Raw genomic sequence first — 25,713 nt, forward strand, 5'->3', positions numbered from 1 at the left:
CGCGGGGGGCTGGGGAGGCCTGTAGCGTAGCGCTCTCGGGCGCTTTTCGTTATCTTTGTGTGAAGCAACCCTTTAGCAGATATGTTCTCATTCTCCATCAAAAAGATCGTCCAAGGGCAGGCGTTCCGTGTGCTCTTGGCCTTCGCTCTCCTGGCCTTCGTCATCATGCTCCTGGCGCCCCGCAATAGGAGCTTCCAGTATGCCTTCAGCGAAGGTAAGCCTTGGTCGTACGACCTCATCACGGCGCCGTACGACTTCCCCATCTACAAGTCCGCCGAGCAGCTGCGTATGGAGCAGGACAGCATCCGTCAGGAGACGCTGCCCGTCTATACGTACAACTCCGAGCTCCTGCCTCGCAAGCTCAATCAGCTACACGACGACTACGAGCGGAGCTTCAGCAAGACGCTGCCACGCGAGTACTACAACTTCCTCAAGGAAGAGCTGCGTCAGTACTACACGCGAGGGATGATGCAGGCTACGGCACTCTCTTCGCTCAAGGATGAGGGGCATCTGGAGATCAACCTACTCGGAGCGGACAATGTGCTCTCGCGTACGCCTATCACGACCTTCTATAGCCTGAAGGAAGTGTATGATATGATCTTCGCTCATGCGGAGAAGGCGGGGCTGCAGCGCTCGGAGCTGCAGAAGCTCAGCGTCGCCTCTTACCTCGAGGACAACGTGCGCTACGACAAGGAGTACACGGCGAAGGTGCTGGATGATGCCTTGTCCAGTCTCTCGGCCTCTACGGGGATGGTGCAGCAGGGTGAGCGTATCATCGACCGTGGGGAGATCGTCACGCCACATATCTATAATATCCTGCGCTCGTACAACATCGAGCAGGTCAATCGCCTCGGCGGAGATACTGCCTCGATCATCAACGTCGGGCTCTTCCTCTATCTGCTACTGCTCTTCTCGATCCTCGGCGTCTATATCATCCTCTTCTGCCAGCCCTTCCTCCAGCAGCCGCGCAATCTTGTGCTGCTCCTTACGCTGCTCTTTGCCTTCGTCGCGATGACGGAGCTGCAGGCCCGCACGGAGTTCTTCCCCATCCAGGTGATCCCGTATGTGATGCTTCTCATCCTGCTGCGTGCGTTCTTCGGGAGCCATCTGGCGCTGAATACCTATCTCTTCACGATCCTTGCCTCAGCGTACTTCGTGCCTTCGGAGCCGCTGTCCTTCATCTTCATCCAGCTCTCGGCGGGCTTCACGGCGCTCTTCTCACTGCAGAGCTTGACGTCGCGCGGGCAGATCATACGTGCCGCCTTCCTCGTCTTCCTCGTCTATATCGGCGCCTCGATGATCGTCGAGTGGGGGCACGAAGGAGCTATCTCACGCGGCTACTGGATCCAGCTCTTCCTCTACGGAGTGAACCTCATCTTCCTGATGTTCTCCTATATCTTCGCCTTCATCGTCGAGCGTATCTTCGGCTATGTGTCGAGCGTGCGTCTGGTCGAGCTGAGTGATACGAATATGCCGCTGCTGCAGGAGCTGTCGGAGATCGCACCAGGGACCTTCCAGCACTCGTACCAAGTCTCTATCCTCGCTACGGCTGCAGCTACGAAGATCGGTGCAGATGCCCAGCTCATCCGTACAGGGGCGCTCTACCACGATATCGGGAAGATGCTCCACCCTGAGTTCTTCACGGAGAATTCGGCTGCGAACAATCCCCACAAGTACCTCACCTACCACGAGAGTGCGCGCGCCATCATCCGTCACGTCCTCGACGGGATCACGCTGGCGCAGAAGCACAGCCTGCCCGATCCCGTCATTGAGTTCATCCGCACGCACCACGGGCGCAGCACCACACGCTACTTCTACAATTCGTATTCGAACGAGCATCCCGACGAGGTCGTCGACCCAGAGCCCTTCACCTATCCCGGGCCTAACCCCTACACCAAGGAGCAGGGGATCCTTATGCTCGCCGACAGTGTAGAGGCCGCCAGCCGCAGTCTCGGCGAGTACACCGAGGAGGGCATCCGCAGTCTCATCGCTAAGATCGTCGATGGTATCGTCGCCGAAGGGCTGCTGAACGATACGCCGCTCACCTTCCACGATATACAGGAGATCAAGGAAGTCTTCTACCTCAAGCTCAAGACGATGTATCACGCGCGCATCGCTTACCCCGACAAGAAGTAGCATGCACGCCCCCATCTTCCTCGTCGGCTTCATGGGCTCGGGTAAGAGTACCATCGGACGCCATCTGGCCGAAGCCCTCGGGCGGCGCTTCATCGATACGGATGTCTTCGTCGAGACGCGCTTCCGCCAGCGCATCACGGATATGTTCGCCGAGCACGGCGAAGCGGTCTTCCGTCGTCGTGAGCGTATGGCTATCGAGGAGCTGATGAGTATGCCCGATACCGTCTTCGCTACGGGAGGCGGGCTACCGTGCTATACCGACACGATGGATCACCTACTGGAGGCGGGGCACGTCATCTACCTGCGCTGCTCTACGCCCATCCTCACGGCGCGCCTCGAGCTGTGCAAGCGCACACGCCCGACGATACGCGATAAGAGTGGGGAAGAGCTCCTTGCCTTCGTGCAGGACACCCTCGCTGTGCGCGAGCCTATCTATAGCCGTGCGCACCGTATCTGCGAGATCGACCACGTGGACACGCCGCAGAAGGAGCAACTCTTTGCCCTCGAGCTGGCGAAGGAACTCGCACGCTAAGCTCGCATAAGCATACAGCTACGCCCCACCGACAGCACTTGTCTGTCGGTGGGGCGTGCTTATTTGTCGGCTCCCTTCTGCGCTTCGCTCTGGTAGCGGGTCGTAGGGTAGTGGGGTAGAAGCAATAGTTGTTCGCAGGCAAAGCACTATAGGAGATTGTTGCGGGAGAGTCCTGTCCTCTATTTAGCGTGCTAAGGCATCGCACGCTCAGCTCCCCGATACACCTCTCCGAAGTGACACGCAAGCCCTTCGCCTTATCGCAAGTATTCCTCTTATCCAGCGGAGGGAAAAGTATCGTTCTCGTGAAGAAAAAAGCGCCTTCCCGTAGTGGTATTCTTCTATCTATGCACGTAGTCTTTAAGACCAGGCACCTCAATCCAAATATCCACGCACGTAGCTATTAGATCCACGTACGTAGTCCAAACTTATCTGCCACTCGTCCACAACTTTTATACCTACGCGGAGCAACCACCCAATATAGGTCAGTGGGGCGACCAGTATTGGTCGACGCGCTGACCACTATAGGTTACTACTACGAACCTATAGTGGTTGACTCGTGAACCACTATTGGTTTGCACCCCACACCAATAGTCGTTTGAGCGTAGACGAGTATTGGTTTCGGCCACCTCCCTATAGTACTTCATCTGTGAGGTGCTATAAATACCCGCCTCACCTATCGCTGTGAGCGCATTGAGCGTGAGGACAAAGGTGCTCTCCAGAGTGTGGCATCTTGCCATAGGAATCGCTTACGGCTGGTAGCCACTTCCTCGATCTACCCTCGGCTTCTGATGCAGTTGTCTTGTCGTTTTCTGCAGATTCGTTTGGTGGAAACGGAAATTAGGTGTATCTTTGCAAGCGAAATCTTTAGAGAGTCCTCTCGAGAAGTGAATGGCTCCGTAGCTCAACTGAATAGAGCATCTGACTACGGATCAGAAGGTTACAGGTTTGAATCCTGTCGGGGTCACAACGGAGAGATGAGGCAATACTACTAAAGGACGGAATGGCTCCGTAGCTCAACTGAATAGAGCATCTGACTACGGATCAGAAGGTTACAGGTTTGAATCCTGTCGGGGTCACCACAAGAAGAAGCGCCGTACTACCACGAGGTAGTACGGCGCTTTCGCTTTGTAGGCCCGCTCCACCTATGCGGTGGGGCGGGTCTTTTCGTATAGGTCGGGCAGGCAGATCTCCAGTAGGTCGAGGACGTGCTCGAAGCCTTCTGCCCCACCGTAGTAGGGATCGGGGACGTGGTCGCGTGGGCTACGCTCGCTCCACTCGGGGAGGAGGCTGACCTTGCGTGCCAGCTCTTCGGTGGGCGCCAGCTCCAAGAGACGAGAGCGATTCGCTTCGTCCATACCGATGATATAGTCGAAGTGGAAGAAGTCCTCGTAGGTGATGGGGCGGGAGCGACTCTCGAGGGAGTAGCCCCGACGGGCGGCGTGGGCACGCATACGTCCGTCGGGGAGCTCGCCTTCGTGGTGAGCGATGAGACCCGCGGAGTCGATCTCGTAGTCGCCTTCGGCGCCCTGACTCGCTACGTAGTGGCGGAAGAGTCCTTCGGCTGATGGGCTGCGGCAGATGTTGCCGAGGCAGACGAAGAGGACGCGTACAGGGCGGGAGGGCTGTGGACTCACGTGGGGCATACTACTCGATGCTTAGGTCGCCGAGGGTGACGCGCCCACCCTGACCGACGATCGCCTCAGCGACGAAGCGGATGCGTGAGCCCGAGGTACCTGCGGGGAGCAGGACTTCCTGGGGGATGGGGTTATTCTGGATGTTGTCGAAGTTGCCCGAAGCGACCTTCTGCCCGTCGACGTAGATGCTGTAGGAGCGCACGTGGCCCGAGGCATCACGCTGCTGCGAAGGCGTGTAGATGAGCTTCTGGATGGGACGTGCGTCCTCGAAGAGCAGCTCGAGTGAAGTCTGCCCAGCTTCGAGCGTGACCGTCGTGTAGCCGTTGCCGTCGAGCAGTGCCTTGCGGTCATCGGCGCCCAGCGAAGGTGTCTGGATCTGTGAGGCAGCGAAGCCGAGGCGCTTGGTCGTCTCGGGGCGATCCTTATTGGTCGACGTGGAGACGCGGGCGCGGATCGTAGCGTGGTCATCGCTGAGGGTGAAGGGACCCTTATAGCGCTGCCAGCCCTTGGGGTGCTTGGTCTTGGCATCCTCGATAGCGTACTCGATGACGACGTCGGGGGTGACGGAGGTGATGTGCACCTGGTCGCTCTCGTCACGACGGATCGTGGGAGCCTCGAGCACCTCGGGGGTGAGGTAAGCTGCGATCTCGGCGATACAGACGGGGCCACGTGCCTCCTCGAAGGTGACGCGCAGGCTCTTCGTCTCTACGGGAGCGAAGCGGATGATACGCTTGTAGCCGATGGTCGTCAGGCTATCGGAGGTCGCTACGGGCTCGAAGACACCAGGGCTCGTCTCCGTCTCGATGCGGAAGCGCTTGACACGCTGTCCGAGGGCGATGTACTCCTGCAGGACAAGGGTATTGAGGCGCGTGGGGCGAGAGAAGCGGTAGAAGAGGTAGCCGCTCGTCACGCCGTCAGCCATAGCCCAGTAGGTCTTCGTCTTGCCGTCGTTGGAGAGGTCGGGGGCGAACTTCTTATCACCGCTACGGAGGTTCGATGCGGTGACAGCGACGCCACGGAGCTTGTTGTCACGGAAGGCCTCCTTCAGATGGTCGTGCCAAGCGATGAGGCGCGTAGAGTCCTCGGCGGGGATGCGGCCGTGTAGGTCGATGGGGCAGTTCAGGAGGAGATTGGCATTGCGTCCGACGCTCTGGTAGTAGAGGCGGACGAGGTTAGCCACGGAGCGGACCTGATGGTCTTCGCGGGGGTGGTAGAACCATCCTGGGCGGATGCTCACGTCGACTTCGCCAGGGAGCCACTGCTTAGCGTCCTCCATACCCCACTGAGCTTCGCTGTAGTGCTTAGCCTTGTCCTCGTCGTACATGGCCCAGTTGGTCTCGCCAGCCCAGCCCTGCTCGTTGCCGATCCAGCGGATCGTGGGCACGGTACCGCCGAAGATCATGATGTCCTTATTGTTCTTACGGAGCATCTTCGAGGCGGCCTCATAGCGGTAGTAGCTCTTGGGGTCGATCTGACGCGTGGAGTCTGCGCCGCCGTACCAGCCGTTACCGCCGTTGGCGCCGTCGAACCAGTATTCGAAGAGCTTGCCATACTGCGTCGTGAGCTCCTTGATCTGCTCGTGGAAGATCTTCTGATACTCGGGCTGACCGTAGTACTGGCTATTGCGGTCCCATGGGGAGAGGTAGAGACCGAAGAGCAGGCCGTGCTTGCGGCACGACTCGCTGAGCTCGCGGACGAGGTCGCCCTGCCCATCCTTCCAAGGGCTGTTCTTCACCGAGTACTCGGTGGTCTTCGTGGGCCAGAGGCAGAAGCCGTCGTGGTGCTTGGCGGTGAGGATGACCCCCTTCATGCCGGCGCGCTTGAGCGTGCGTACCCACTGCTCGGTGTCGAGGCGCTCGGGGGCGAAGGTCTTAGCGGGGGTGTTGCCATAGCCCCACTCGAGGTCGTTGAAGGTGTTGAGGCCGAAGTGCACGAAGGCGTAAGTCTCCAGCTCCTGCCACTCGATCTGGGCGCGTGTAGGGACGGGGTGGACTGGGGCGGGTGCTTTGCTCTGTGCCGTGCCCCCAATGGGGAGGCTGAGGGCGAGGAGTAGCGATGCGATCCCAGCGGTTAGCTTCTTCATAAAGGGTAGGATGGGTGGATTAGTATTTGTATTTGCGCTGATTCTCTGCACTGAGGAGTGCCGAGGGCTCAGCTATCGTCTTGTCAAGTAGGGTGCTGAGGGCCGTGACGAAGGCCGTACTGCTATTGAGGCAGGGGATGTAGGTGAAGCTCTTGCCTCCTGCCTCGAGGAAGTCCGCACGGCCCTGATCGTCGATCTCCTGGATCGTCTCCAGGCAGTCGCAGACGAAGCCGGGACAGACCACGGCGATGCGCTCGGCTCCTTCGCGGGCGAACTCCTTCACACGGCGTGCCATATACGGCTGGAGCCAGTCGTGGAAGCCCAAGCGGGACTGATAGACCAGCTCGACGCGCTCAGGCTCAAGGCCGAGGTCCTCAGCGAGGTAGCGTCTGGTCTCCTCGCACTGCAGGCGGTAGCAGTCCTCCTCGCCGTGGCGCTCATGCCAAGTGCGGCGGTCAGCGCAGTGGGCGGAGTGGCCGTTGTGCTCACGGCACGCCTTCGGGATGTGAGAGAGTGGTATGCCGTGCATCGAGATGATGAGGCGGTCGAAGGGCTCCGAGAGATACTCGCGGACGCTATCGGCTAAGGCCGTACGGTAGGCCGTCTCCCCGTAGAAGGGAGCTTGCAGACGCAGGCGCATAGGGCGCAGACCGAGGCGACGGATCTCCTCAAGGGCGAAGGCCACGGCGGTCTCATAGCTGCTGCGCGCATAGTGGGGGTAGAGTGGGACGATGACGATCTCCTCGATGTCGGGGAGGGCGGCCAAGGCCTCTAAGGCTTCGCCCGTACCAGGGTGGCCATAGCGCATCCCTACTGCCACGGGCTCACGGCGTAGCTCGGCGAGCTGCTGGGCTATCGAGGCGGAGTGGGAGATGAGTGGGAAGTTCTGCGCATCGGCATCCCATATCGTGCGGTAGTGCGCAGCGGACTTCGGAGCGCGACGGGGCACGACGAGGTGATGGACGAGGAAGTAGCGCAGCGGATAGCTGATCCCGATGATGCGGCGGTCCATGAGGAAGGTGCGCAAGTAGTCGCGCACGTCAGGGACGGACGGGGAGTTGGGGGAACCTAAGTTCAGGAGGAGCGTGGCGCGCCCAGCGGGGAACTCCGCCCCGAAGAGGCAGGGGCGTGTCGTCCTCATCTCTTGGGGGCTGAGGGGAAAGACGTACTATGCTTCATCGCCTTCGGCCAGAGTGTAATCCTGAAAGAGGAAGTCGTTGTAGGGGAAGCGCTGCACGTGGATCTCACGGGCGCGGTCGTAGAGGAGCTGCTTCAGCTCTTCGATCCCCTCGCCTGTGCGGGCGGAGATGAAGCAGCAGCCCTGCTCACCGAGCTTCGCCATCCACGTCTGCTGGAGCTCTTCGCGGCTGATATTGCGACGGGTGCGCTCGCCGAGGTCGTCGGCATCACGCTCCTCGAAGGTGAAGGCATCGATCTTATTGAAGACGAGGATCGTCGGCTGGTCGATGCCTGCGTTGATCTCTCGCAGCGTCGAGGAGACGACCTCGATATGCTCCTCGAAGTTGGGGTGGGCGATGTCCACCACGTGTAGGAGGATGTCCGCCTCACGCACCTCGTCGAGCGTGCTCTTGAAGGACTCGATGAGCTCCGTGGGAAGCTTGCGGATGAAGCCCACGGTGTCGGAGAGGAGGAAGGGGAGGTTGTGGACGATGACCTTGCGGACGGTCGTGTCGAGCGTAGCGAAGAGCTTATTCTCAGCGAAGACCTCGCTCTTCGACAGCACGTTCATCAGCGTGGACTTCCCTACGTTGGTATAGCCGACGAGGGCGACGCGTACGAGCTTGCCACGGTTCTTGCGCTGCATCGACATCTGGCGATCGATGACTTTTAGCTCGGCCTTGAGGTGGGCGATACGGTCTTGGATAATACGGCGGTCGGTCTCGAGCTGCGTCTCCCCAGGACCACGCATCCCCACACCCCCACGCTGGCGCTCGAGGTGCGTCCACAGGCGGGTCAGTCGGGGGAGCATATAGCGATACTGAGCCAGCTCGACCTGCGTCTTAGCGTAGGCCGTGGTAGCTCGGGAGGCAAAGATATCGAGGATGAGGCTGGTGCGGTCAAGGATCTTGACCTTCAGAGCCTGCTCAATGTTGCGAAGCTGCTTGGGGCTGAGCTCGTCGTCGAAGATCACGATACCGATCTCATTCTCCTCGACGAAGAGGCGGATTTCCTCCAGCTTACCCTTACCGACGAAGGTGACGGAGTGGGGCTGATCGAGGCGCTGGGTGAAGCGACGTACGGCTCGCACACCAGCTGTGGAGGAGAGGAAGTCCAGCTCGTCGAGATATTCGCGTGCCTGCTCCTCGTTTTGGTTCTTAGTGATGAGCCCGACGAGGACCGCTTCCTCGCTCTTGGCTTCAGTGATGATAAACTCTCTCATACTCTACAAAAATACGATAATATATAAGGAGTTCGCCCAGCGCTACATCGCCGTGACCGAAAGCTCGGTGCTGGGCGCTCTACGACCGCTCGTTCTTTACTCCCTGCTCTATGCGGGCGACACCTCGTGAAGCGTGTGTGCTTCCCTCCACAAGAAAGATCCTTCGTTAGCGCAAGAAAAAGGGCGGCCTGAGGTGAGAAAAACGTGCCAAATCATTGGCAATAGTTTGATCCACGTACCTGGTCTTATCATCTACGTACGTAGTCCATAGGATCATCGTGCGTAGACCTTAGATCCACGTACGTAGACCAAGGAATAGCTCGCTTGTTTGGGAGCAATAGCACTACAGCTTGGGAGCTTTTGCTCCGGCTCTTCGAGCGAATGCTTGTAGTGAAACGGACAGCGCCCGCACCGAGCCATTGACTCGGTGCGGGCGCTGTGATAGGGTGGAGTGGGAGACGTTTACTTCTTCGACTTGAGGTGAGCGGTGAAGCGCTTAGCGTTGTCCGTGGGGTTGAAGGTCATCGTGCCAGCCTGGATATCGACGGCAGCGTCGGCCTCGAGGCGGTTGATGATGGTCTCGACCTCGGTGCCCTTGATGCTGCGCGCTACGTCGGAGGTGTAGGTAGGGCGGTTGAGGTGGACGACACCATTGCGGTAGACGTAGCTCGTAGACATCGTAGCCGAGAGCTCGCGCTTCTTGGTCTGAGAGCCCCCATCCTGGATGTTCTGGGTGAACTTACCATAGCCGACCTCGATCGAGGCCTGACCCTTGCGGATGAAGGAGATGGTGACGTCGATCGTCGTCGTGGTGCCACCCGAGGTGGTCGTGAGGTTGGGGATAGTCCACACCGTGCCAGTGAGGGCATCCGTTTCAGGCTCTGAGGAGCAGGCCGTGAGGCCGAGAATCGCCCCGAAGGCGAGGAGTAAAAGAGTGGTGAATCGCTTCATCTGTGGTTTACTATTATGTATTGTCTGTGGTTGCAAAGATAGGGCACCGCAAGCGAATGCCCGAGTGACTACTCTTCTAACGCTTGATTATAAGGGAATTGCATATAGTGGGCGATAGTGTGAATTGTAAAAAAGTAGAGCGCGAGACCTGCGGGAGTACCACGATAGAGAAAATCGGTTAACTTTGCATCGTCCCTATGTACGCTAACTCGCTTAATAGTATAGTTAAATTATGAATCTCAAGTACTCGCTGCTGGTCTTAGCAGGGATCTCTTCCCTGGCCGCACAGGCTCAGACCTCGCAGCCCACAACGATCGAAGCTCCCGCTCACCGTGTAGCTTTCGCTCACGAGCCCGGAGCTAACTACTTCATCTCGCTCGCCGGTGGTGTAGGCGCCATGTTCCTCGAAGGAAATAACACGCCCAAGTTCACCGACCGTCTCTCTTGGACGGCAGCCCTCTCTCTCGGTAAGTGGCACAACCCTTACTATGCTACCCGTCTGAAGGTCGTCGGTGGTGAAGCTTACACCTACAGCAAGCTCAACTCTGCGCTTCGCAACGACAACTACTTCGTCGGTGGTCACTATGACTTCATGTTCGATGTAGTGAACTTCTTCTCTACCTACAACCCCAACCGCGTATTCCACATCATTCCTTACGTAGGGGTAGGCTATGAGTACAAGTTCAACCACACGGTAGCAGGTCTGCCCAACACGCACGCTGCTACGGCTAATGGTGGTCTCCAGCTGTCCTTCCACGTCGCTCCCCGCGTCAACATCTTCGTCGAGGGTGAAGCTACGTACAACGGCTTCCACATCCGTAAGTCTTACGCTCCTGACTTCTCCAACTCGCTCCGTCTGTCTGCTGTCGCAGGTCTGACCTTCAACGTTGGTCGTCAGGGCTTCGCTCCTGTTGAGCCCCTCGATCAGGCTTACATCGATGGCCTGCAGTCTCAGATCAACGCACTTCGTGCTGAGAACGCTGAGCTCGCTAAGCGCCCCGAAAAGTGCCCCGACCTGGAAGTCGCAGCTCCCGCCGCTAACGACCGCTTCGTAGCTGATAAGTCTATCCTCTTCGCACAGGGTCAGTCTGTTGTTAGCAAGGATCAGCTCATCACCGTCTTCGACGCTGCTGAATTCGTCAACAAGGGCGAAGGTGAACTCGTCGTCACGGGTTATGTAGCTAAGAACGAAAGCCGCTTCGCAGGTCTGGCCGAAAAGCGTGCTAAGGCTGTCGCTACTCTCCTGACGGAGCAGTACGGCGTATCAGCTGATAAGATCACCGTCGAATGGAAGGATGCTGGTGAAGCTCCTTATAGCGCTGACCAGCAGGCCTGGAACCGCGTTGTGATCATTCGCTCTAAGTAATCACCTCTAGTCAAGACATTCAATTCTAATGAAGACGAAAATAATGACGCTTGCACTCTGCGCTCTTGCAGCCACGAGTGCCCTGCAGGCTCAGGAGCCCGCTCAGCAGCCTTCTCACAAGACTGCCTTCGTCAAGGATGGTGCTGCACACTGGTTCCTCGAACTCGGGGACGCTGCTACCCTCAGCCTCGGCGGTTACAACTACGACGTCAAGTTCGGCGATCGCGTTAGCTTCATCAACCCTAACCTCGCTATCGGTCGCTGGGTAACTCCCGCCTTCGGGATGCGCCTCCAGCTCCAGGGTGGTAAGCTCTACGACTACATCTCGAACCCTGTCCCTGGTGGTCCACACCTTCGCACTGACGTCATCTACGGCTCCGCTCAGTATGACTTCATGCTTGACGTCATCAACTACTTCGCTCCTTACAAGGAGGATCGCTTCTTCCACCTCATTCCCTTCGTAGGGGTTGGTGTGGGTTACAAGCATCAGGCGGAACTCCTTGGTGTCAAGGATGACAGCCACCGCTTCGGTCCTCAGGCTGACGCTGGTCTTCAGCTGAAGTTCCGCCTCGCTCGCTTCGTAGACTTCAACCTCGAAGGTAAGGTCACGGCTACCGACCTGCGTCTCCCCTCTGCGGGTGAAGCTCGTGTAGCTGGTACGGCAAGCGAAAACTTCAGCAACGCCAGCTTCATCGCTCAGGCTGGTGCTTCGCTCACCTTCCACCTCGGTCGCAAGGAATTCGAAGCTATCACGCCTAACGATCCCGCGCTCATCGCTGACCTCAACGGCCAGATCAACGCCCTGCGCGCTGAAAACGCTGAGCTCGCTAAGCGCCCTGTCAACTGCCCTGACGTAGAAGTCCCCGTAGCTGACTCTAAGGTCATCGGTAACGTGATCTACTTCCGTATCAACAGCGCTGTCGTCGACAAGAACCAGATGGTCAACGTCTACAATATCGCCGAATACGCTAAGAGCAACACCGAGACGATCACGCTCGTTGGTTATGCTGACCGCCAGACTGGTAACCCTGCTTACAACCTCGCTCTCTCTAAGCGTCGTGCAGAAGCTGTCGCTGACATCCTCGTCAAGAAGTACGGCATCTCTCGCGATCGTCTGAAGATCGACTGGAAGGGTGACACGGTACAGCCTTACAACGAAAACGTTTGGAACCGTATCGTCCTCATGAGCGCTGAGTAATCCTCGCTCATAGCTCCCTAAGGTGAGCCCTGTCGCTCACCACCCAACGCCCGCCCTCGGCTGACCACAGTGTCGCCGAGGGCGGGCTCTTTTATGTCGATCCGTGGGGAGTGACCCTCTGGGGTGGGGGAGTCGGCAGTGCCTTCTTCGCTGCCTGCTTGCTTAGTTGGGGGCAATGTCTTATCTTTGCACCGCATTCTCCGCCCCTGCTGGGGTGGGCGAGTGATTAGGCTGTCTCGTGGTGTAATGGTAGCACAACAGGTTTTGGTTCTGTTTGTCAAGGTTCGAATCCTTGCGAGACAACAAGCCTCTTGGTAGTGTGATGAGAAATATGTATCTTTGCACCATCAAAAGGCAAACGGCCAAGTACGGTGTGGTAGTTCAGCTGGTTAGAATACCTGCCTGTCACGCAGGGGGTCGCGGGTTCGAGTCCCGTCCATACCGCCAGAAGGAGCTGTGTCCCCTTCTCCACGAGGAGGAGTGAGCACAGCTTCTCTTCCGAAAAGCCAAGCTCGGGATGTAGCGCAGTCCGGTTAGCGCACCTGCTTTGGGAGCAGGGGGTCCCAGGTTCGAATCCTGGTATCCCGACACTAGTAAGGAGGTCTGATGTAGAGCACTACGTCAGACCTCCTTCGTTTATATCATCTCCGAGGGGGTGGGCTTCAGTGCCGATGTCGTACCTTTACGCTACGAGGCCGTCGCCTCCATCCCTCTCTCCAATAGACTAATGAAGCAAGAATCACGTATGATCGCCAAGACACTGCAGGCCCTGGAGCCTGTCTTGGCACAAGAACTCGAGGCCCTCGGGGCTACCGATATCGAGCAGGGGCGCCGTATGGTCTCCTTCACAGGGGATAAGAAGGTGCTCTACCGTGCGAACTATCGTCTGCGCACGGCCCTGCGTATCCTCCTGCCTATCGCCTCCTTCCGCGCCAATGACCCCGATGAGCTCTATCGTCAGCTCAAGCGTCTGGACTGGAGCGAGTGGATGCAGGCTGGCGACACCTTTGCCTTCGACACCGTCGTCTACTCAGAGACCTTCACCCACAGCAAGTACGTTGGCTACCGCGCTAAGGATGCCCTCGTCGACTTCTTCACTGAGCGTGGGGAGAAGCGCCCCATGGTGCGTCTGGACAATCCTGACCGCCTCTTCCATATCCATATCTCGCACGACGAGGTGACGCTGGCACTCGATAGCTCGGGTGAGAGCCTGCACAAGCGTGGCTGGAGAGCAGCACAGACGGAGGCTCCGCTGAGCGAAGTCCTCGCCGCTGGTATCCTGCTTCTGGCTGGCTGGCAGGGTGAGACGGACTTCATCGATCCCATGTGTGGCTCGGGGACGCTCCTCATCGAGGCAGCCCTCATCGCCCGTGGTATCGCCCCAGGCTCCTTCCGTAAGAGCTTCGCCTTCCAGCGCTGGGCGGACTATGATCCCGCTCTCTTCGCTGATGTAGAGGCCGAGTGTCGTGAGCTGAAGCCCTTTGAGCACCATATCTATGGCTCGGATAGCTCCATCGAGGCGGTGAAGGTAGCACGTCACAACGTCCGCACGGCAGGCCTTGCCGACCTCATCACCGTCAGCCATCGTGCTATGCAGGATTGCCCAGCTCCCGAGGCTCCCGCCCTCATCGTCACGAACCCGCCCTACGGCGAGCGTCTGCGTCTGCGCGATGGCGAGGAGCTCTACCGCATGATCGGCGAGCGCCTCAAGCATAACTATGCTGGCTCGACGGCTTGGATCTTGGCCTACAAGCTCGAGCACTTCGATAAGATCGGTCTGCGCCACAGCGACCGCATCAAGATGCTCAACGGCTCGCTGGAGTGTGAGCTGCGTGCTTACACCCTCTTCGCTGGTAAGCGTGAGGACTTCAAGCGTGCTGGTGGCGAAGGCGAAGAGGAGCGTGCTCCTCGTACTCCACGCCCCGAGCGTGAGCGTGGGTCTCGCTCCGAGAAGCCCCGTCGCTTCGATCGTCCACGTCGTGAAGATCGTCGCGAAGGAGGCCGTCGTGATGGTGATCGCCCCGGCTTCTCTGATCGCCCACGTCGCGAAGATCGTCGCGAAGGAGGCCGTCGTGATGGTGATCGCCCCGGCTTCTCTGATCGCCCACGTCGCGAAGATCGTCGCGAAGGAGGCCGCCGTGAGGGTGATCGCCCGAGCTTCTCAGATCGTCCGCGTCGTGAAGATCGCCGTGAAGGAGGCCGTCGCGAGGGTGATCGTCCGAGCTTCTCAGATCGTCCACGTCGTGAAGATCGCCGTGAAGGTAGCCGTCGTGATGGTGATCGTCCGAGCTTCTCAGATCGCCCCCGCCGCGAAGATCGCCGTGAAGGTAGCCGTCGTGATGGTGATCGTCCGAGCTTCTCAGATCGCCCCCGCCGCGAAGATCGCCGTGAAGGAGGCCGTCCCGCGAAAAAAAATGAAGGGGGATTGTGGCCTAATGATCGCTTCCGCTACCGCGATGAAGAGGGTCGTGAACATATTAGGAATAAGCGCTCTAAGCATATCCAGACCTTCTCTGGAGGTGGCGATGAGTAGCTACTGATAGCGGAGTTTGCAGCCACCACTTGGGCCTGGCATTTGGTAGTATCAAATTTTGTTGTACCTTTGCAGTGCAAACAGGTCAGCCCAGGTGGCGGAATTGGTAGACGCGCTCGTTTCAGGTGCGAGTGTTCAAAAGACGTGCAGGTTCGATTCCTGTCCTGGGCACAGCCTTGACGCACAGCGTCCTCAGTTTGCAAGCTTCAAATACGCGGGTGGTGAAATTGGTAGACACGCTACTTTGAGGGGGTAGTGCCGGTTACGGCGTGTGAGTTCAAATCTCATCCCGCGTACAAAGAAAGAGAGTGAGACTCCTCGAGAAGTAATTCTTGAGGAGTCTCTTCGTTTATGCATATATGTCGATACGTATTACGATGATCGTCTATCCTAATGCAAAGCTCAATCTTGGGCTCTTCGTCACGGGGCGCCGCTCCGATGGCTATCACCTACTGGAGACTGCCTTTCTCCCTATATCGCTATGCGACACGCTGGAGCTCGAGCCCACTGATGCCGCTGAAGACGAACTCATCGTCATGGGTGGGGTAGAGACGGGAGCCCTGCAGGACAACCTCGTCCTACGCGCCGTACGCGCCCTGCGCCAGTTGCGCTCCTTCCCCTCAGTACGCCTCTGTCTCACCAAGCAGATCCCCTCGGGAGCGGGCATGGGTGGCGGATCAGCGGACGCTTCCTTTACCTTAACTGCTATCAATGAGCTGTGCTCGCTCGGCCTCTCTACCGAGGAGCTGGAGGCCATCGCCCTCACGCTCGGCGCCGACTGCCCCATCTTCGTGCGCAATCAGCCAGCCGTAGGGCGAGGCATCGGCGAAGTGCTTACGCCCCTTGCTCTCGATCTCAAGGGCTATCACCTCACCATCGTCAAGCCTCCCATCCATATCTCTACGGCAGAGGCCTTCCGTGGCCTTCTTCCGCTCAAGCCCGTAGCGACTCCTATCGAGAAGCTTGTTGCTCGCCCCGTAGCAGAGTGGCGTGACAGCCTCTTCAATGACTTCGAGCCAAGCCTCTTCCCTCATCATCCCGTCCTCTCAGAGATCAAGGACGAGCTCTATGCCTTGGGCGCAGACTTTGCCCTAATGACGGGCTCGGGTGCAGCGCTCTACGCCCTGTCACGTCAGCCCCTCCAGCTCGACTCCCTCCGCCGTGCGGACTACTTCCTCTACGAGGGGAAGCTTTAACGATCCTTCACCAAGACCTTCCTTATGACTTCTACATCCATTCCCCAGCTCCTCGTGGCAGCTGGCTCGTCGGGCAGTGGCAAGACGACCTTCACGCTCGGCCTACTGCGTGCGCTCAAGCGTCGTGGCCTCGCCGTGCAGAGCTTCAAGTGCGGCCCCGACTATATCGACCCAAAGTTCCACCAGCTCTCCAGCGGTCGCCCCTCTATCAATCTTGACCTTTTCATGATGAGCCCCGAGCATGTGCGTGCGGTCTATGCACGCCACACGCAGGAGGCTGATGCCGTCGTCCTCGAGGGGGTGATGGGGCTGTATGATGGCTATGTGCGTATGCATGGCTCGTCGGCCGAGGTCGCCAAGACCGTGGGTATCCCGACGGTGCTGCTCGTTGACGCTCGCTCGTCTGCCTATTCCGTCGGGGCACTCCTCTACGGCTTCAAGCACTTCCGTCAGGATACGGAGGTTGTCGGAGTGGTCTTCAATCGCGTGGCCTCGGAGAATCACTACCGCTTCCTGCGTGAGGCTGCCGAAGATGCTGGGGTCATTCCCCTCGGCTATATTCCGAAGACGAAGCTCCTCGAAGTACCATCACGCCACCTTGGCCTCTCACTTCGTGAGCTGCAGGAGCTGGATGCACTCCCCGAAGATGTGGCAGCACTCATCGAGAAGCACGTCGATGTGGATCGCCTGCTCGAGGCTTGTATGCGCCCTCGCCCCGCACTCCCTGCGGAGGAAGCAGTGCCTACGTCCGCCCCTGGGCGTAAGATCGCCGTTGCCCGTGACGAAGCGTTCAACTTCATCTACGAGGAGAATATCCGCGCACTCGCTGCACAGGGCGAAGTATCCTTCTTCTCCCCGCTCAAGGATGAGGCACTTCCCGAGTGCGACCTCCTCTACCTGCCTGGTGGCTATCCGGAGTTCTACCTCAGCGAGCTGGCTGCTGCCGAGCGCTCGCGTAGCTCTATCGCTGCCTACGCCGCTGCTGGCGGGCGTGTCTTAGCCGAATGTGGGGGGATGATGTACCTCTGTCGTGCTATCCGTGATGAGGAGGGGAAGGCCTACCCGATGTGTGGTGTGCTGGATCAAGAGGCCACGATGGAGGGCATGCGTCTGCGCTTAGGCTACCGCAAGCTCCGTCTTGGGGGACGTGAATACCGTGGGCATGAGTTCCACTACTCGTCCATCGTACCTCAGGAGGTCGGCGAAGAGACGGTCGGCGAGCAGCTCACGGCACGTGACGAAGTCGCTCCGACACTCCTTTATCGCCGTGGCAATGTGCTGGCGGGCTATACCCACCTCTACTTCGCTGAGCAAGATCCCTTCGCGCTCTTCTCCTAAGCTTTCCATCCCCTTTACGACTCCTCTTCGCTTACTTCTCTAAGGGAGGCGGGCGAACCAATATTGCTTTGTGGGTGAACCTATATTGGTCGGCGGGCGAACCAATATAGGTTGATACCTTGGACCTATATAGCTTCACCCGCTGACCAATATAGGTTCATATCACCTCTTCTAATGGGAGTGTATGCGACTTCCGATAGAGTGGGGGAGATCCCTCGTTATTCCTACGCCAGTAGCGGCCTTAGAGCTGCTACTGGCGTTTGTGTGTCTATGGGAGCTTGTCGGGTGGTGGAAGCTTGCGCGGAGGGATAGGCCATGCTGGGGAGACTACTTATGGAAAGTCTGTACATTTGTGGTGTACTTTTATAAATGTATAGGCAATGAGCACCGCACTTCATAAAGAATACCGCCCGCTGACGGCTGAAGAGATCAGCGTCCTGCGCGAGCACGCCAACTCCGCCGACGACTGGAGCCAGGTCTGGGTCAAGGAAGGCTTCGTCCCCCGCTACATCCTCAATACGCACTTCTCGGGCTGGGTACGCCTGGGGCTCTTCGAGAAGACCTTTGACCTACCTGGGGGTATCTCAAAGCACTCAGGACTCTACTACACCTACCTACACAATGTCGAGGTCGGCGACAACTGCTGCATCGAGCACGTCAATAACTATATCGCCAACTATACCATCGGCGAAGAGTCCTTCATCAGTAACGTCGATACCATCCTCGTCGATGGCGAGACGACCTTCGGCAATGGCGTCGAGGTCTCCGTCCTCAATGAGACGGGCGGGCGTGAGGTGCTGAGCTACGACCAGCTCTCAGCGCACGAAGCCTACTTCATGGCGATCTACCGCCACCGCCCTGCGCTCATCTCGGAGCTACGCCACCTCATCTGGGGCTATATCGATGGCTTGCGCTCCGCCCACGGCACGATCGGCGCCCACGCGCATATCACGGATGTGGGGAATATCACGAATGTGAAGATCGGCCCCTACGCCAGCATCGTCGGTACGCGCCGCCTATACAACGGGAGTATCAATAGCGTGAAGGAAGCGCCCATCAGCCTTGGCTACAGCGTCATCTGTACGGACTTCATCATCTCCTCAGGCTCAAGTGTGCAGAGTGGCACGGCACTCTCCCGCTGCTTCATCGGGCAGGCGTGTACGCTCGCTCATGGCTATTCTGCCTCGGACTCACTCTTCTTCAGCAACTGCCACGAGGAGAATGGCGAGGCCTGTGCGATCTTCGCTGGGCCCTTCACCGTGACGCACCACAAGTCCACGCTGCTTATCGCCAGCCAGTTCTCCTTCATGAACGCTGGCTCGGGCTCGAATCAGAGCAACCACATGTACAAGCTCGGGCCCATCCATCAGGGCATTATGGAGCGCGGTGCGAAGACCTCGTCCGACTCCTACATCCTCTGGCCCGCACGTATCGGTGCCTTCTCGCTCGTCATGGGGCGTCATACCACGCACCCTGACCTATCGAACCTCCCCTTCTCCTACCTCATCGAGTCGTGCGATACGACCTTCCTCATCCCTGGGGTCAACCTCAAGAGCGTGGGGACGATCCGCGATGCGCAGAAGTGGCCACGCCGTGATGCCCGCACCGACCCGCACCGCCTTGACCAGATTAACTACAACCTCCTGAGCCCCTATACCATCCAGAAGATGCTCAACGGGCGCACGATCCTCACCGAGCTGAGGCGCGTGGCTGGGGCGACCTCCGAGATCTACTCCTATCAGAGTGCGAAGATCAAGGCTTCCTCGCTCCGTAAGGGGATCCACTTCTACGAGCTGGCGATCCATAAGTTCCTCGGCAACTCCCTCATCAAGCGCCTCGAGGGCATAGACTGCACCTCTATCGAAGTCGTGCGCCAAGCTCTACAGCCCCGCACGTCCATCGGACACGGGGACTGGGTTGACCTCTCGGGGCTTATCGCACCGAAGGCCGAGGTCTTGCGTATCATCGAGGACATCGAGATGCGCCGCATCGAGGCTATCAGCGAGCTACAGCAGCGCCTTGCCGACCTGCACCTCCACTACTACGAGTACGAATGGACGTGGGCGTATGACAAGATCCAGGAGTTCTATGGTATTGACCTTACGGAGGTGACGGCAGAGCAGATCGCCGAACTCGTCGAGCGCTGGCGTAGCTCGGTCGTCGAGCTGGACCGTGAGCTCTATGCCGACGCGAAGAAGGAATTCTCCCTCTCGGCGATGACGGGCTTCGGCGCCGACGGCGATGAGCGTGTGCAGGCGCAGGACTTCGAGGAGGTCCGTGGCGACTTCGACAGCAATACCTATGTGAAGTCCATCCTCCAGCATATCGAGGAGAAGAGTGCTCTCGGCGAAGAGCTACTCGGTCGCCTCGCACCGCTGCGCTAAGGAGACGATACGACGACGCCCCGCAGAGCTTCGGCTACGGGGCGGGGAAAAGACACGGAGCGAATCATTGGGGGACAATGATTCGCTCCGTGTGCTTTTTGTAGTGGGAGCTTACTTCTCGGGCTCGGTCGGGGCGGTGAAGCGGCCTTGCCAGCGCGAGCGCTGACGCTCCATCATCTTCGCCTCGGCACCGTTGGACTCGTCCGACTGCCAGAAGCGCTCCCGCCCGATGCTCTCGGGGAGGTAGGCTTGCTGTACGAAGTGCCCTGGGTAGTCGTGCGAGTACCGGTAGCCTTCGCCATAGCCGAGGTCCTTCATCAGCTCCGTGGGTGCATTGCGCAGGTGGAGCGGTACGGGGAGGTTGCCCGTCTGCTTGACGAAGGCGAGGGCACGGTTGATCGCCATATAGGCGCTATTGCTCTTCTCGCTACAAGCTAAGTAGATGACCGTCTCAGCCAAGGGGATGCGCCCCTCGGGCCAGCCGATGCGCTCGAGGGTCTCGGCGCAGGAGGTGGCGAGTAGTAGGGCATTGGGGTTAGCAAGGCCAATGTCTTCGGCGGCGGAGATCATCAGTCGGCGTGCGATGAAGGAGGGGTCTTCGCCGCCCTCGATGAGGCGTGCGAGCCAATAGATAGCGGCGTCGGGGTCACTTCCTCGGATGCTCTTGATGAGTGCCGAAGCGATGTCGTAGTGGAGTTCACCGCCCTTGTCGAAGGCCAAGGGATTCGTCTGCACACGCTGGCTGACCAGTTCGTCCGTGACCAGAAGTGGGTCGGAGGTCGTTGATAGGGCGACCAGCTCGAGGATATTCAGCGCACGGCGTGCGTCACCACCAGCGTAGCGTAGGAGTGCCGCAGTCTCGGTGAGCTCGATGCGGCGCTGGGAGAGGAGTTCGTCGGTCGTGATGGCGTGCTGCAGGAGGCCGATGATCTCCTCGCTGGAGAGGGGATTAAGCGTATAGACCTGACAGCGGGAGAGGAGCGGACGGATGACCTCGAAGCTGGGGTTCTCCGTCGTGGCGCCGATGAGCGTGACGATACCTTGCTCCACGGCCGCCAGGAGGGAGTCCTGCTGGCTCTTGCTGAAGCGATGGATTTCGTCGATGAAGAGGATGGGGCGTACCGACGAGCCGAAGATCCCGCTCTGCTCACTCTGGATGCGCTCCAGCACCTCGCGCACATCCTTGACGCCCGAGTGGACGGCACTCAGCGAGTAGAAGGCGGTATCGAGGCTGCGGGCGATGATCTCCGAGAGCGTCGTCTTGCCCACTCCTGGAGGGCCCCAGAAGATCAGCGACGGGAGGCGCTGCTGCTCGATCATAGGGCGTAAGATACCCTGCGGCCCGACGAGGTGGGACTGGCCGAAGTAGTGCTCGAGGCTCGTCGGGCGCATGCGCTCGGCCAGCGGCTTGAGGGTGGTCATAGGCGGGAGTGGGCTGGTAGGCGGGGGTTATTGAGGGAGGTCGCTGTAGCGTCGGCGTCCACGAAGGTAGTACTGCACGAGGAGGCTGTAAGGCTTCATCAGGCTCGTGGGGAGGGGACGGACGGTCTTAGCGATATTCTCCTTGCGCACCTCTTCGTAGCGCTGGCGCTTGATCATAAAGCAGCGCCAGCCCTCGAGGACGGCGTAGCAGTGACGGGGCTTGAGCTGAAGAAGGTAGACGAAGGCGGCGAAGACGTCGAGGAAGAAGCGGCAGAGCAGCACACGGTGCAGGCGAGGTGCGGGGAGGTTCTTGTAGATCATCAGGAGGTTGTTCCTGAAGTTGAGGAAGACCTTCCTTGGGCTCTCTGCTGAGAGGCTGGCACCACCGACGTGGTAGACGACCGAGGTGGGGGCGAAGGCGATGCGATGCCCGCGGGCATTGAGTCGCCAGCATAGGTCGATCTCCTCCTGATGGGCGAAGAAGATCGTATCCAGCCCGCCGACCTCGAGATAGACGTCACGGCGGATGATGAGGCAGGCGCCCGATGCCCAGAAGAGATCCGTGGGGGTAGCGTACTGCCCGTGGTCCTCCTCGAGCGTGCCGAAGAGACGGCCACGGCAGAAGGGATAGCCCAGCGAGTCTATGAAGCCACCAGCAGCACCGGCGTACTCGAAGCTCTTCGGGTCACGCTGTGCACGGATCGTAGGCTGGACGGCAGTGATCGTGGGGTCGGAGTCGAGGAGGCGGAGGGGCTCATCGAGCCAGCCTCGGCTGAGCTCGACGTCGCTATTGAGGAGGACGACCGTCTTGTAGTCCAGCTCGGCGATGGCCTTGTTGTAGCCCGCTGCGAAGCCGTGGTTCTCGGTGAAGAGGTGGAGGCGCACCTCGGGATAGTGCTCGCGGACGAAGGCTACGGAGTCGTCCGTCGAGCCATTGTCCACGATGATGAGGTCTGCGCCTGCGGGGGTGTGTTGCACCCAAGAGGGGAGGAACGTCTCCAGGAGGCTACGGCCATTCCAGTTGAGGACGAGGACGGCCACCTCGGCGTGTGTGGTAGGATGCATAGAGTGTAGTATAGTTAGTTGTCTTGCTCAGAGTCAAGGAGTGCTTGGAGTCGGGCACTGCGTACAGCCTCGGGGTAGTTCTCGAGGGGGCGCTTCCAGCGCTTATGCGACCAGAGCCAGGCTGCTGGGTCGCGCTGGATATTCGCCTCCAGCATACGGGCATAGCGCTCGGTGACGGTATAGACGGGTAGGTCGCCCTCCGCTGGGTCGTAGATAGGCACGTAGTGCCCTACGAACTGGATGGGGCTCCTTCGCTCGATGTCGAAGTAGAAGACGGGCACGCGGTACTTCTTCCCGAGGCGCTCGATGCCGTCGAGGATCGCTGTCGGCTGGTGGAGGAAGTCGGTGAAGTAGGTGGCGTGACCGATGCCTGGAGCTTGGTCCGTGATCATCGCGACGAACCAGTGACGGCCGTCCTTAGCACGCACATACTCGACGATGTGGCGTGCGATCTTGTCCTTGGCGACGAGGCGTGCGCCGAAGCGCTGGCGTTGCTCAGCGAAGAGGCGATCAAGGGCCTTGCTCTTCAGCGGTCGGTAGACCTGATCCATACTGTAGCCGATGGTGGCGAGCTGGATCTGCCCCGTGGAGAAGAGCTCCCAGTTGCCGTAGTGCCCGAGGGCGACGAGCACGCAGTCATACTCCTTCGCTGCCTCCACGAGGGGCGAGAGGTCGGGCATGATGAAGTGCTCCGTGGTGAGGCGCTCGGGGCTCTGGTGTAGGAGCTTCGGCGTGGAGAGGAAGTTGTAGGCGAACTGTAGGTAGAAGTCCCGCTCGATCTGTCGCAGCTCCTCTGTTGTCTTCTCGGGGAAGCTACGGGAGAGGTTACCTCGCACGACGGCACGGCGATAGCCCACGACCCGCCCGATGAGGAAGGCGGTCGCATGGCACAGCGCGTGGATGACCGCCCACGGTAGGCGTGCCAAAAGGCCGAAGAGTCCGCGAAGGAGGTAGTAGGTCAGCTGCTCAGTCATCTCTCGTACGTGCTCAATAGACGAAGGCCCCCGACGCATCGAGGTGCTGTGGGGTGATCCGTGTCGTCGTGCCGATAGCCGCCTCATCGTAGGGCTGCGCCACACGGATATAGTTCTCACTGTGGCCCATCATGCGGCCGTCATAGTTGCCGTGCTCCCAGATGACCGTAAGCTCACGGCCGAGGTTGGCACGGTAGAAGTCCTGCAGACGCTCCTCAGAGAGGCGGGCCAGACGCTGACTGCGCTTGTGCTTGTCGCGGGGCGTGACGGCATGCTCTATGGAGAGGGCTGCCGTGCCTTCGCGCTCCGAATAGCTGAAGACGTGGAGCTGGGAGAAGGGTAGGCCCTCTAGGAACTGATAGCATTCCTCAAAGTAGCGCTCCTCTTCGCCACGTGTGCCGACGATGACGTCCACGCCGATGAAGGCATGGGGCATCAGCTCACGGATCAGCTCCACACGGGAGCGGAAGAGCGCTGTATCGTAGCGGCGCTTCATCAGGCGGAGGACTTCGTCGCTACCGCTCTGTAGGGGGATGTGGAAGTGGGGGGCGATACGCCGTGAGGTGGCACTGTAGCGGATGATCTCTTCGCTGAGGAGGTTGGGCTCGATGGAGCCGATGCGGAAGCGCTCGATACCCTCGACCTTATCCAGTGCCTTGATGAGGGCGAAGAAGTCTTCGCCAGGATGGCCCTTGCCGAAGTCCCCGATATTGACGCCCGTTAGCACGATCTCGCGAGCACCTTCGCGAGCGATACGCTCGGCTTCGGCGACGATCTCGGCGATCGAGCCGCTACGGCTTCGCCCTCGGGCCTTGGGGATGGTGCAGTAGGTGCAGTGGTAGTCACAGCCGTCCTGTACCTTGAGGAAGTGGCGCGTGCGCTCGTCGGAGGACGAGCTGAGGCGGAAGGTACGTATGTCCTTCGTACGCCCTCTCACGATGCTGGCACCCGCATCGCGGGGGCGCTCCAGATCGAGGTAGTCGGCGATGTCGAGCTTCTTCTCCGATCCGATGACCAGATGTACGCCCTCGATGTCTGCGATCTCCTCGGGGCTGAGCTGGGCATAGCAGCCCGTCACGACGACGAAGGAGCCAGGATGCTCACGGGCAGCCTTGCGGATCATCGTACGGCACTTCTTGTCCGCTAGCTCCGTCACCGAGCAGGTGTTGATGACGCAGATATCGGCCACCTCGCTCGGACGCACACTCCGTACCCCTTGGGCAAGCAGCGAGCGCCCGATGGTCGACGTCTCGGCGAAGTTGAGCTTACAGCCGAGGGTGTAGTAGGCGGCTTTCTTGTCTTCGAAGACAGAGGTATCGGTCATCGGTTGGGTCGGAAGAGAAGGCGGAGATAAGGGTAAGTGGAGAGCATAAGCGAGAGTCCCAGCCCCGTATAGAAGCCCGTGACGAAGGAGTGGGGCACGAGGTCAAGGGCACGCAGGGTGATGCCGAGGGTGATCATACCCGCCATGATGATCCACGAGGAGGGTGTGAAGCACTGGTACCAGCGCAGGGTACCTTCGGCTCGCTGTCCAAGGGCGGTGAGATTACGCTTCACGACACGGGGGAAGATGAAGCCGGCGAAGAATGCCAAGCTCCCGATGAGCCAGAGGATGCTCACGAGGATATTCGTCTCGCTGGGCCAGTTCACCAGGCCAATGCGCAGGACATTGACCCCAGCGATGAGCCAGAGTAGGGCAGCGAGCCCATAGAGCTGACGATGGGTCATCAGAGGTGGGTGACTGAAGGGTGTGGGGTTAAGCTTCGTCGGTCCACTCGATATCGAAGGACTGAAGCTGGAGGTCTTCGTCGTGAAGCCCCTCGGTCGTGGCCTCTGTGTGGTGAGCGTGCGTGGTGCCTGCCTCGGCGGCAGTGGGCTCATCGCCTGCGAGGGCGGCGTCGGAGACCTCGAGGATGGTCTGGCGCAGGGCCTCTGAGACCTTCGCGAAGTCCTCTTCGTAGATGAAGATACGGTGACGCTCGAGCTTACCTTCGCTCTCCTTGAGCTTGGTCTCTGAGAGCACGATGTACTTATTGCCCTTGCTGTCGAGCTTAGCGTCTATGTAATAGTATCTGGTCCCGGCCTTGAGCTTACGTGAGGCCAAAAGGGTTGATCCTCCCCAATCTTTATCCATACTCATAAGTGATCAATTCTTTTTTATACGCTACGAAGTTACGGAAATACCTCCATTGTCCTGCGGGCGGACTGCCCCGCCCCCGTAGGGATGTCGCCCAGCTTCTCGCCCGCTTGTAGCTCCGCTCTGCTATTCGTCCTCACACCCGCGCACTACGTCTATTCCTCCCGATGACTACAGGGATAATTCGCCCCGACTATGGATTTTCTCCCGCAGCACCGCTACAATTCCTCTGTCCACGTACGTAGATTTATCGTCCACGCACCTAACCCCTATTATCCTCGTGCGTAGTCCTAATATCCACGTACGTGGACGAAGGAAATCTCCTACTGCTCCACGCCTTTTCTTCGCTGAGAATAGGCATTC

19 protein-coding genes and 7 tRNA genes are annotated in these 25,713 nt (G+C 59.2%); 15 read left to right on the top strand and 11 right to left on the bottom strand.

Annotation, left to right across the window (positions count from 1 at the left end; translation table 11 throughout):
* The first annotated feature begins 81 nt into the window (after positions 1-81).
* The 4 genes from KO088_RS07825 (at position 82) to KO088_RS07840 (ending at position 3,747) form a co-directional block, all read left to right on the top strand.
* Complete coding sequence (locus tag KO088_RS07825) at positions 82-2,136, top strand: HD family phosphohydrolase (protein WP_215494280.1); 2,055 nt, start codon at positions 82-84, stop codon at positions 2,134-2,136.
* Position 2,137: 1 nt separating this feature from the next.
* Positions 2,138-2,668, top strand: coding sequence for a shikimate kinase (locus KO088_RS07830; RefSeq protein ID WP_215494281.1), 531 nt, complete (start codon positions 2,138-2,140; stop codon positions 2,666-2,668).
* A gap of 890 nt (positions 2,669-3,558) precedes the next feature.
* A tRNA-Arg gene (locus KO088_RS07835) sits at positions 3,559-3,632 on the top strand.
* 38 nt (positions 3,633-3,670) lie between these two features.
* Positions 3,671-3,747 (top strand) — tRNA-Arg (locus KO088_RS07840).
* A 63-nt stretch (positions 3,748-3,810) separates the two neighbouring features.
* Here the strand turns inward: KO088_RS07840 and KO088_RS07845 are convergent.
* The 5 genes from KO088_RS07845 to KO088_RS07865 all read right to left on the bottom strand — a co-directional run bounded on the left by KO088_RS07845 (position 3,811) and on the right by KO088_RS07865 (position 9,737).
* Complete coding sequence (locus KO088_RS07845; RefSeq protein ID WP_215494282.1) at positions 3,811-4,311, bottom strand: low molecular weight protein-tyrosine-phosphatase; 501 nt, start codon at positions 4,309-4,311, stop codon at positions 3,811-3,813.
* 1 nt (position 4,312) lies between these two features.
* Entirely contained in the window at positions 4,313-6,385 is a 2,073-nt protein-coding gene (locus tag KO088_RS07850) for an alpha-L-fucosidase (RefSeq protein ID WP_215494283.1), read from the bottom strand.
* A gap of 19 nt (positions 6,386-6,404) precedes the next feature.
* Positions 6,405-7,526, bottom strand: coding sequence for a ferrochelatase (locus KO088_RS07855; protein WP_215494284.1), 1,122 nt, complete (start codon positions 7,524-7,526; stop codon positions 6,405-6,407).
* Positions 7,527-7,553: 27 nt separating this feature from the next.
* Complete coding sequence (gene hflX, locus KO088_RS07860; RefSeq protein ID WP_215494285.1) at positions 7,554-8,786, bottom strand: GTPase HflX; 1,233 nt, start codon at positions 8,784-8,786, stop codon at positions 7,554-7,556.
* 462 nt (positions 8,787-9,248) lie between these two features.
* Positions 9,249-9,737: a hypothetical protein gene (locus KO088_RS07865; RefSeq protein WP_215494286.1), complete on the bottom strand. Its 489-nt coding sequence runs from the start codon at positions 9,735-9,737 to the stop codon at positions 9,249-9,251.
* Between the two features lie 232 nt (positions 9,738-9,969).
* Here KO088_RS07865 and KO088_RS07870 point away from each other — a divergent pair, with 232 nt between their 5' ends.
* The 11 genes from KO088_RS07870 (at position 9,970) to KO088_RS07920 (ending at position 19,752) form a co-directional block, all read left to right on the top strand.
* The gene (locus KO088_RS07870) at positions 9,970-11,103 is read left to right on the top strand and encodes an OmpA family protein (RefSeq protein WP_215494287.1); all 1,134 of its coding nucleotides are present in this window, start codon (positions 9,970-9,972) and stop codon (positions 11,101-11,103) included.
* A gap of 28 nt (positions 11,104-11,131) precedes the next feature.
* Complete coding sequence (locus tag KO088_RS07875) at positions 11,132-12,301, top strand: OmpA family protein (RefSeq protein ID WP_251419895.1); 1,170 nt, start codon at positions 11,132-11,134, stop codon at positions 12,299-12,301.
* A 232-nt stretch (positions 12,302-12,533) separates the two neighbouring features.
* Positions 12,534-12,604: transfer RNA gene (locus KO088_RS07880), tRNA-Gln, on the top strand.
* A gap of 67 nt (positions 12,605-12,671) precedes the next feature.
* Positions 12,672-12,748, top strand: a tRNA-Asp gene (locus KO088_RS07885).
* A gap of 66 nt (positions 12,749-12,814) precedes the next feature.
* A tRNA-Pro gene (locus KO088_RS07890) sits at positions 12,815-12,889 on the top strand.
* Positions 12,890-13,028: 139 nt separating this feature from the next.
* A complete protein-coding gene (locus KO088_RS07895; protein ID WP_215494288.1) occupies positions 13,029-14,834 on the top strand; it encodes a THUMP domain-containing class I SAM-dependent RNA methyltransferase in 1,806 nt (601 codons plus the stop codon).
* Between the two features lie 88 nt (positions 14,835-14,922).
* Positions 14,923-15,005 (top strand) — tRNA-Leu (locus tag KO088_RS07900).
* 41 nt (positions 15,006-15,046) lie between these two features.
* A tRNA-Leu gene (locus tag KO088_RS07905) sits at positions 15,047-15,130 on the top strand.
* A gap of 63 nt (positions 15,131-15,193) precedes the next feature.
* Positions 15,194-16,030, top strand: a complete 837-nt coding sequence (gene ispE, locus KO088_RS07910) for a 4-(cytidine 5'-diphospho)-2-C-methyl-D-erythritol kinase (protein WP_251419897.1) — start codon at positions 15,194-15,196, stop codon at positions 16,028-16,030.
* Positions 16,031-16,054: 24 nt separating this feature from the next.
* The gene (locus tag KO088_RS07915; protein WP_215494289.1) at positions 16,055-17,368 is read left to right on the top strand and encodes a cobyrinic acid a,c-diamide synthase CobB; all 1,314 of its coding nucleotides are present in this window, start codon (positions 16,055-16,057) and stop codon (positions 17,366-17,368) included.
* 380 nt (positions 17,369-17,748) lie between these two features.
* Complete coding sequence (locus tag KO088_RS07920; protein WP_215494290.1) at positions 17,749-19,752, top strand: DUF4954 family protein; 2,004 nt, start codon at positions 17,749-17,751, stop codon at positions 19,750-19,752.
* A gap of 111 nt (positions 19,753-19,863) precedes the next feature.
* Here the strand turns inward: KO088_RS07920 and KO088_RS07925 are convergent, their stop codons facing one another.
* From KO088_RS07925 to KO088_RS07950, 6 genes are read right to left on the bottom strand one after another with little or no spacing between them, the layout of a single operon-like run.
* Positions 19,864-21,174: a replication-associated recombination protein A gene (locus KO088_RS07925; RefSeq protein ID WP_215494291.1), complete on the bottom strand. Its 1,311-nt coding sequence runs from the start codon at positions 21,172-21,174 to the stop codon at positions 19,864-19,866.
* A 27-nt stretch (positions 21,175-21,201) separates the two neighbouring features.
* Positions 21,202-22,239: a glycosyltransferase family 2 protein gene (locus KO088_RS07930; RefSeq protein WP_215494292.1), complete on the bottom strand. Its 1,038-nt coding sequence runs from the start codon at positions 22,237-22,239 to the stop codon at positions 21,202-21,204.
* A gap of 14 nt (positions 22,240-22,253) precedes the next feature.
* On the bottom strand, positions 22,254-23,213 hold the full coding sequence (locus KO088_RS07935) for a lysophospholipid acyltransferase family protein (protein ID WP_215494293.1): 960 nt from the start codon (positions 23,211-23,213) through the stop codon (positions 22,254-22,256).
* A gap of 13 nt (positions 23,214-23,226) precedes the next feature.
* Positions 23,227-24,537, bottom strand: coding sequence for a tRNA (N(6)-L-threonylcarbamoyladenosine(37)-C(2))-methylthiotransferase MtaB (gene mtaB / locus KO088_RS07940; protein ID WP_215494294.1), 1,311 nt, complete (start codon positions 24,535-24,537; stop codon positions 23,227-23,229).
* A complete protein-coding gene (locus KO088_RS07945) occupies positions 24,534-24,941 on the bottom strand; it encodes a hypothetical protein (protein WP_215494295.1) in 408 nt (135 codons plus the stop codon). The genes mtaB and KO088_RS07945 overlap by 4 nt, the downstream gene beginning before the upstream one ends.
* 28 nt (positions 24,942-24,969) lie before the next feature.
* Entirely contained in the window at positions 24,970-25,347 is a 378-nt protein-coding gene (locus KO088_RS07950; RefSeq protein WP_251419899.1) for a DUF3276 family protein, read from the bottom strand.
* Positions 25,348-25,713 lie beyond the last annotated feature (366 nt).

Origin of the sequence: Porphyromonas bobii (genome assembly GCF_943169685.1) — a bacterium.
GTDB lineage: Bacteria > Bacteroidota > Bacteroidia > Bacteroidales > Porphyromonadaceae > Porphyromonas > Porphyromonas pasteri.